At 37.6% G+C, this 5,616-nt stretch carries 6 protein-coding genes; 3 read left to right on the forward strand and 3 right to left on the reverse strand.

Annotated elements, in window-relative coordinates:
• From K1558_RS32515 to K1558_RS32525, 3 genes are all read left to right on the forward strand, one after another.
• Positions 1–669 (forward strand): hypothetical protein (locus K1558_RS32515; protein ID WP_238656258.1); only part of this gene is annotated, 669 nt, incomplete at its 5' end.
• Positions 666–1,358, forward strand: a complete 693-nt coding sequence (locus K1558_RS32520; protein WP_238656260.1) for an AAA family ATPase — start codon at positions 666–668, stop codon at positions 1,356–1,358. The genes K1558_RS32515 and K1558_RS32520, both read left to right, overlap by 4 nt.
• An 18-nt stretch (positions 1,359–1,376) precedes the next feature.
• Positions 1,377–2,393: a hypothetical protein gene (locus K1558_RS32525; protein ID WP_238656261.1), complete on the forward strand. Its 1,017-nt coding sequence runs from the start codon at positions 1,377–1,379 to the stop codon at positions 2,391–2,393.
• A gap of 129 nt (positions 2,394–2,522) precedes the next feature.
• Here K1558_RS32525 and K1558_RS32530 read toward each other — a convergent pair whose 3' ends face one another.
• The 3 genes from K1558_RS32530 to K1558_RS32540 all read right to left on the reverse strand — a co-directional run bounded on the left by K1558_RS32530 (position 2,523) and on the right by K1558_RS32540 (position 5,189).
• Positions 2,523–2,876, reverse strand: coding sequence for a VOC family protein (locus tag K1558_RS32530; RefSeq protein WP_238656263.1), 354 nt, complete (start codon positions 2,874–2,876; stop codon positions 2,523–2,525).
• A gap of 34 nt (positions 2,877–2,910) precedes the next feature.
• Positions 2,911–3,231 carry a MazG nucleotide pyrophosphohydrolase domain-containing protein gene (locus tag K1558_RS32535; protein WP_036733455.1) on the reverse strand — a complete coding sequence of 107 codons (321 nt, stop codon included), beginning with the start codon at positions 3,229–3,231 and terminating at the stop codon, positions 2,911–2,913.
• A gap of 104 nt (positions 3,232–3,335) precedes the next feature.
• Positions 3,336–5,189 (reverse strand): M28 family peptidase, encoded by a 1,854-nt coding sequence (locus K1558_RS32540; protein WP_238656264.1) that lies wholly within the window; start codon positions 5,187–5,189, stop codon positions 3,336–3,338.
• Positions 5,190–5,616: the final 427 nt, after the last annotated feature.

Here is a 5,616-nt window from a genome sequence, read left to right on the forward strand (position 1 = left end):
TCGCTTTTAGGTTATACTCTTTTATTCGACGGTGTGGAAATGAATTCCTTTAGTTCAACTTATATAGGTAAGGATCTAGAGGGCTTAAAAGAATTAAAGAATGTTTCATTAGCATATATTGATTTGCCAAAGCGAAGTGCAAGTCAAAAGGATTCATTAGTTGGACTGTTTGGTAGATTATTTGGAGAACAGGTCAGTGATCATAGGGCTGCAGTGGATTCACTATTGCTTTTATTTAGAGATGTGGAAACTACTTTGAATCAAGGTAATATTGTGAAGTTAATGGATGAATCAAAACGTGTAAGTTCTACAAAAGTTAATGAGGCTATGGACATAATCACAACACAGAAGATGGCATTTAATTTGTGGAGAAATGAAGAAAAAGAAATTTGTAGAAACTTGAAAATATCTATTCCAGAAAAGGCTGAGTTTAAACGAAATTTTAATAATAGTTTTGATAGATTTAAAGATTATCAGCAAATTGAACATAAAAAAATACTTTCCTTTGTTAAGGACAATAGTAGCATAATGTATGAATTCACTGTGGAGGCTGATTGTTTTTTAGAGTTGTATCAATTATTTCGTAAAAATATAAGTTCTCAATTGTCAGAAATAAGTATAAAAGCAGCAATTTATGCAGCTTATATAGAAGTAAGGGGACCATTATGAAAACAAAATTGCTAATAAATAAGCTATTTGCGTATTCGGAACGTGAAAGCAAATTTTTTTATACAGAGTTTGATAATGATGTGAATATTATTTATGGGAAAAATACATCAGGAAAAAGTACAGTTTTTCAAATGGTTTTATACACTTTGGGTATAAATGACAATAATGATCATTTGACAGAAATAATTGAAGAAGGCGCATTTTTAAGATTAGATTTTCAAGTGATTAAAAATCAAGAAATAGAAAATATTACATTTGTTAGAGATGACGAGACCATATACATTAAAAGAATTAATAGCCCTATTATGAGGTTTAATGGTATTAGAGCAAATCATTCGGTAGAACATATTAAACTTAAAATACTAATTCATGAATTATTTGATTTTTCACTTAAATTAGAAAATAAGGATGGATATAAATCTGCTCCAATTGAAGCAATGTTTTTGCCATATTATATACCCCAGTCTGTAGGGTGGGTATACCTTAGAAAATCATTTAGTAGCTTTGAATTTTATAAAAATCTTAAAGAAGATTATTTAGATTATTATCTAGGAATTGAATCTCTTGTTAATAGGGATAAGAAGAAAGAACTGGAAAGAATATTAAAAAGTAAAGAAGATGAAATTAGGTTTTATATAAATTTAGAAAATGATAGTGAGGATTTACAGATTGCAAAACTAGTAGATTAAGAATTTATTGAAGAATCTTTGAAATATATTAAGTTACACAGTGATAATCAAATTCTTTTAAATGAAAATGAAGAAGATTATATTTCTAAATGTAATGAACAGAGCTACTACAAAGAAAGATTGTCATTGCTTCGAAAAGTGTCACGGCACCATAAGAAGCAAAACCCTTTAGAAGGAACATGTCCGGCTTGTGATCGTAAACTTTCAGCTAGTATTTCTTCATCATATAAGTATTTTCAAGAAGAAAATGACACTGAGGTTGAAATTTTAAAATGTAAAGAAATTATTAAGAAACTGCAGGGAGAAATAAATTCTTTAAGTAAACAAATAAATAATCTTAAAGAACAAATACAAAAAACATATGACGTATTAAAAAAATATTTTAAACATAATATTTCTTTCGATAGTTGGTTGAAGAATAAAGTAAATGTAAAATTAATTCATGATATTAAGTATAAGCTTGGACTGTTGAGTGCAGAAAAAAATTCTATAGAGAATAGTCTTAAAGGCTTTAAAACAGAAGAAGAAGTCCAAATATCTAGAATATCAAAAAGTAAAGAATTTGAGCGTATATTTTTAGGGTATATTGACGAATTGGGTGTAAAGGCTTTAAAGGAAGATAGATACATATCGTTATATAACATTTCAGCCTTTCCCTCTCAAGGGGTTGAACTGCACAAAACAGTATTGGCATATAACTTTGCTCTGAATAAATTAATAGAAAAGACTGAAGGAATACATCGTTTTCCCTTTATGCTGGATGCAATTTTCAAAGAAGATATAGATCAATCTAATAAAAAAGCTATCATTAAATTTATTGGGAAAAATAGACCTCATGATACTCAGTTAATAATGTCAATTGCAGAAACTAAAGAAAATGAAAAAGTTATTTACGATTATAATAATGATTATTTTTATGGAAAGGCTAAGTTGATTTGTATAGGCGAAGGAGTTAAAGAGCGGGCTTTTTTAACTAGGTACGATGGTAGCATGGAAATTTATTTAGAAGAAACTCAAAATATTATTAATGGATGAGAATAATTAATTTTGAACGACAAGTACCAGTGAGACTCGGTGCGTTCATTATTTATATCCAATTCTAAAAATAAGCACCCTAATAATTACAGGTTTAGTGGGGAGAAGGAGTCCGATTACGATGGCACTCTAGCTCTTAAGACCCTTCTCCTCTATAAAGCTCACCGTATTGCCGTCCGGATCAAGGAACCAGAACGAATAGGCCCCCCACGGTCTGCGCTCAGGTGGAGAGGTAATCCCGATACCGGGGATGGCTTGCTTCAGACGATCATATTCAGCCAAGACATCATGAACATAGAACATTAGAGACATATTCTTGTCATTGACCACGTTCACTTGGCCCGGATTGTGGACTGCAAGCTGAGCGCTGTCAAATCCGTAATGCTGTCCTTCAACAACCGGAGACTCCTTAAGAACGATTTCATAAAAAGCGGCCAGGCGCGGCGCATTGTCAGTGAGGATGCAGACTCCACAAAGCTTCATGTGTATCCCTTCTTCCTTTTTTTTTGCATTTATCTTAATTTTCTGAATAGCGTGCCTGAAGCTTTTGCTTATGCGATATCAAGATATCTTCAAGCGATATATCATATTTATTGGCGATGACAATGAGATTTCCTAGAACATCTCCAAGCTCTTCTGTTAATTCAGCTTTATTCTCTTGAAATGTGCCTGCAACCTCATCAGGACGATCTCTGCCAATCTCTAACGCACGAATTGCGCGGGCGACTTCCCCGGTTTCTTCAGCAAGAAATCCAATACGAACAAAAATATCTAAGTCCGACCAGTTCCGATTCTTGTAATATTCCCTAACCCATTGTTGAAATTCAGTGATATCCATGTTTCCCTCCGGTATAAGAAGATTGATCGACTCAAAAACTCGAATATAATGATACCATAACTACGCTCATTATACTTTGACATCGATTAGCTGTGATCATTCAACTACTTCGTCCGCCCTAAGAAAAACGAATACCGGTCCGCCGTCCCCAGCTCCGTAGTCTCTGTACGATCCATAAGCTGTAATGCCTTCAATAGAGAGCCGACTTGTTCGTGCATCAGGTTCACATCGAATTTATCCATTTCTCGGTCTGCGCTATCGACCAGGAGATAATCTGGGATGGGGATCAGTCCAATCATTGGAATCCCGGCATTGAACAGGGGCTGACTCTCACCGAATTGGAAGTTATTATGTCCGCGCAGGATAACGGTCCGGGTGTTCTTTCTAGCTTCAACAGCTTTCATCCAAATGGCTTCCATTCTTGCATTTCCTGCGTAGGTGAATTCTGTGCTTATTTTGCCAGTCGGTCCATATTGTCCGGAAGCATTGTCCTTCCATTCTAAGCCGCCAAGATGCTCTACAGTGAGTCCTGCCACGGCGTTCAGGTGCCCCTCTTTACCGTCCCACAGCTCAGGATGAGCCTGCATCCAGGTTGAGGTTGCCTGTGAGGTACCTTTGAATTCGGGCAATCTGAAATGTCCTGTTACGAAGGCGAAGATCATCGTCCGTTCCGGCTGCTCCTGCTGCTGCAGATAACGAATCATGGAGAGCATTCCAATCGCCCCGTCTTCTTCGACTACATTTACACCATCGGTATGCGTATTTACAAGGACCGATTCCTTTTTGTTCTTTCCTTCAATTTTCACATAAAAAGATTCGGTCGGAGCATGCTCCTGTTTCTCTGCCTCTAAAATCACTGTGCCCGCCTTATGGGCCTTAGCTGCGTTGATTACCTTTTGCCCCTCTGTTTTATTGACCCAAACTGCCGGGATTCCGAAATAATGCTCGGTGAAGGGGAGGTATTGCTTCTCAGCCTTGTCATCTGAAACACCATCCCAGACGATAATGACTGCTTTCACACCCTGTTCCTTGGCTTCATCCAATTTAGCGTGCTTCAAACCTGTGGTAAGGACCAGATCGCCTTCATCTGAAGAAATACCGCCCGGCGCCCGGAATTTTTCACGGATATTCATCACCAGTGCCATGGGAAAATTCTTAAAGTTCTTGATTTCAACGACGGCTATTTTACCCTTGGCTTCCTCATACTCACCCGGCTTAGTGTAGACAAACTCTCCAGTAACTCCATTTGCATCGGTCTCGCCAGAGTAAGGTAACGCAGAGGATACATGAATTTCCTCGTTATCTATGGTTAGAGAGCTGTTCTTCTCTTCCCAGCGGTCAAAAGTATACTTATCCCGGTACACCGTAAGGCCCATATCCGTCACCTGCTGCTGTAACCATGCATTGAACTGATTATGACCTTCAGATCCGGTTGTACGGCTGCCAAATGAATTCATTTTTTGGATATTTTCCAACATGAGGGCTGGAGCATCAAGCTGGTCATTGTTGATTTCAGCAGTTAAACCGGCTGGGAGAGTAACGGACCCCTTAATGGGCTGAACATATAGGTTAACGATCCAGACCACACTGGCAACTAAAGAGACAATACCGTACAACACTCTCCGAACTACTAGAAAGACCTTACCGCTTTTACGCACTTCACCTGCAAAAAACACATTCCATACGCCTGCTACGATTAGCAGTAGAATAGCAAATGCGAATATCCAAAACTCATTAGTGACCAAGAATAAAATCCCGGTTACCAGGGAAACTGCATAGACCCAAAACAGTTTACCTCTTTTTTTGAGGTGAAAAGTATAAATCCCTAATTGTGCCAATATCACGATTATTGCTAGTACAGCGAACAATGTTTCTTTCCCGATGAATACAGAAGCACCAAGCGCTAGAATCAGGAATAGAATCCCCGAGAACTCCCCATTAAATTTACGTTGTCTCATAATATACCTCTTTCTTTAAAAGCATAATTGCCCGTTTATTAAAAATATAAGAATGTATATGTTCCACACAATAACTTATCCTTATATTTCCCGCTGAAACGATGCCGTCCTTATAAGGACGGCGAAGACGTTTCCACTTGGTGTACCATTAACTATATTTCACTATAAGGGTTGAAGTATACTGCAAGGTCAAACTGAAAAAGTGTTGCCTGGACCAAAGTCGGTGGATAATAACGGTCTTGGTGAAATTACCTATTGTGCAGGGAACAGCTGCTTCAAGGCGTCTTACTGTATAGATTGAACAAAAAATTAAGTTAAGGGAAAAGTGGCGGAGGGGAATTTTGGAACTGGAGGAGCGGTAGCGTCCGCCTCCCTCCTTATGATTCAGTTTTCTTACTCTAGCTCGCTAATTCGCAGGATTTCATTC

Source organism: Paenibacillus piscarius (assembly GCF_022234545.1).
In the GTDB taxonomy this organism is placed as follows: Bacteria; Bacillota; Bacilli; order Paenibacillales; family Paenibacillaceae; genus Paenibacillus_AQ; species Paenibacillus_AQ piscarius.

Bases quoted from the DNA above. Each gene is read 5' to 3' on its own strand.
- K1558_RS32520 (WP_238656260.1), top strand. From the start codon at position 666: ATGAAAACAAAATTGCTAATAAATAAGCTATTTGCGTATTCGGAACGT.
- K1558_RS32530 (WP_238656263.1), bottom strand. From the start codon at position 2,876: ATGAAGCTTTGTGGAGTCTGCATCCTCACTGACAATGCGCCGCGCCTG.
- K1558_RS32535 (WP_036733455.1), bottom strand. From the start codon at position 3,231: ATGGATATCACTGAATTTCAACAATGGGTTAGGGAATATTACAAGAAT.
- K1558_RS32540 (WP_238656264.1), bottom strand. From the start codon at position 5,189: ATGAGACAACGTAAATTTAATGGGGAGTTCTCGGGGATTCTATTCCTG.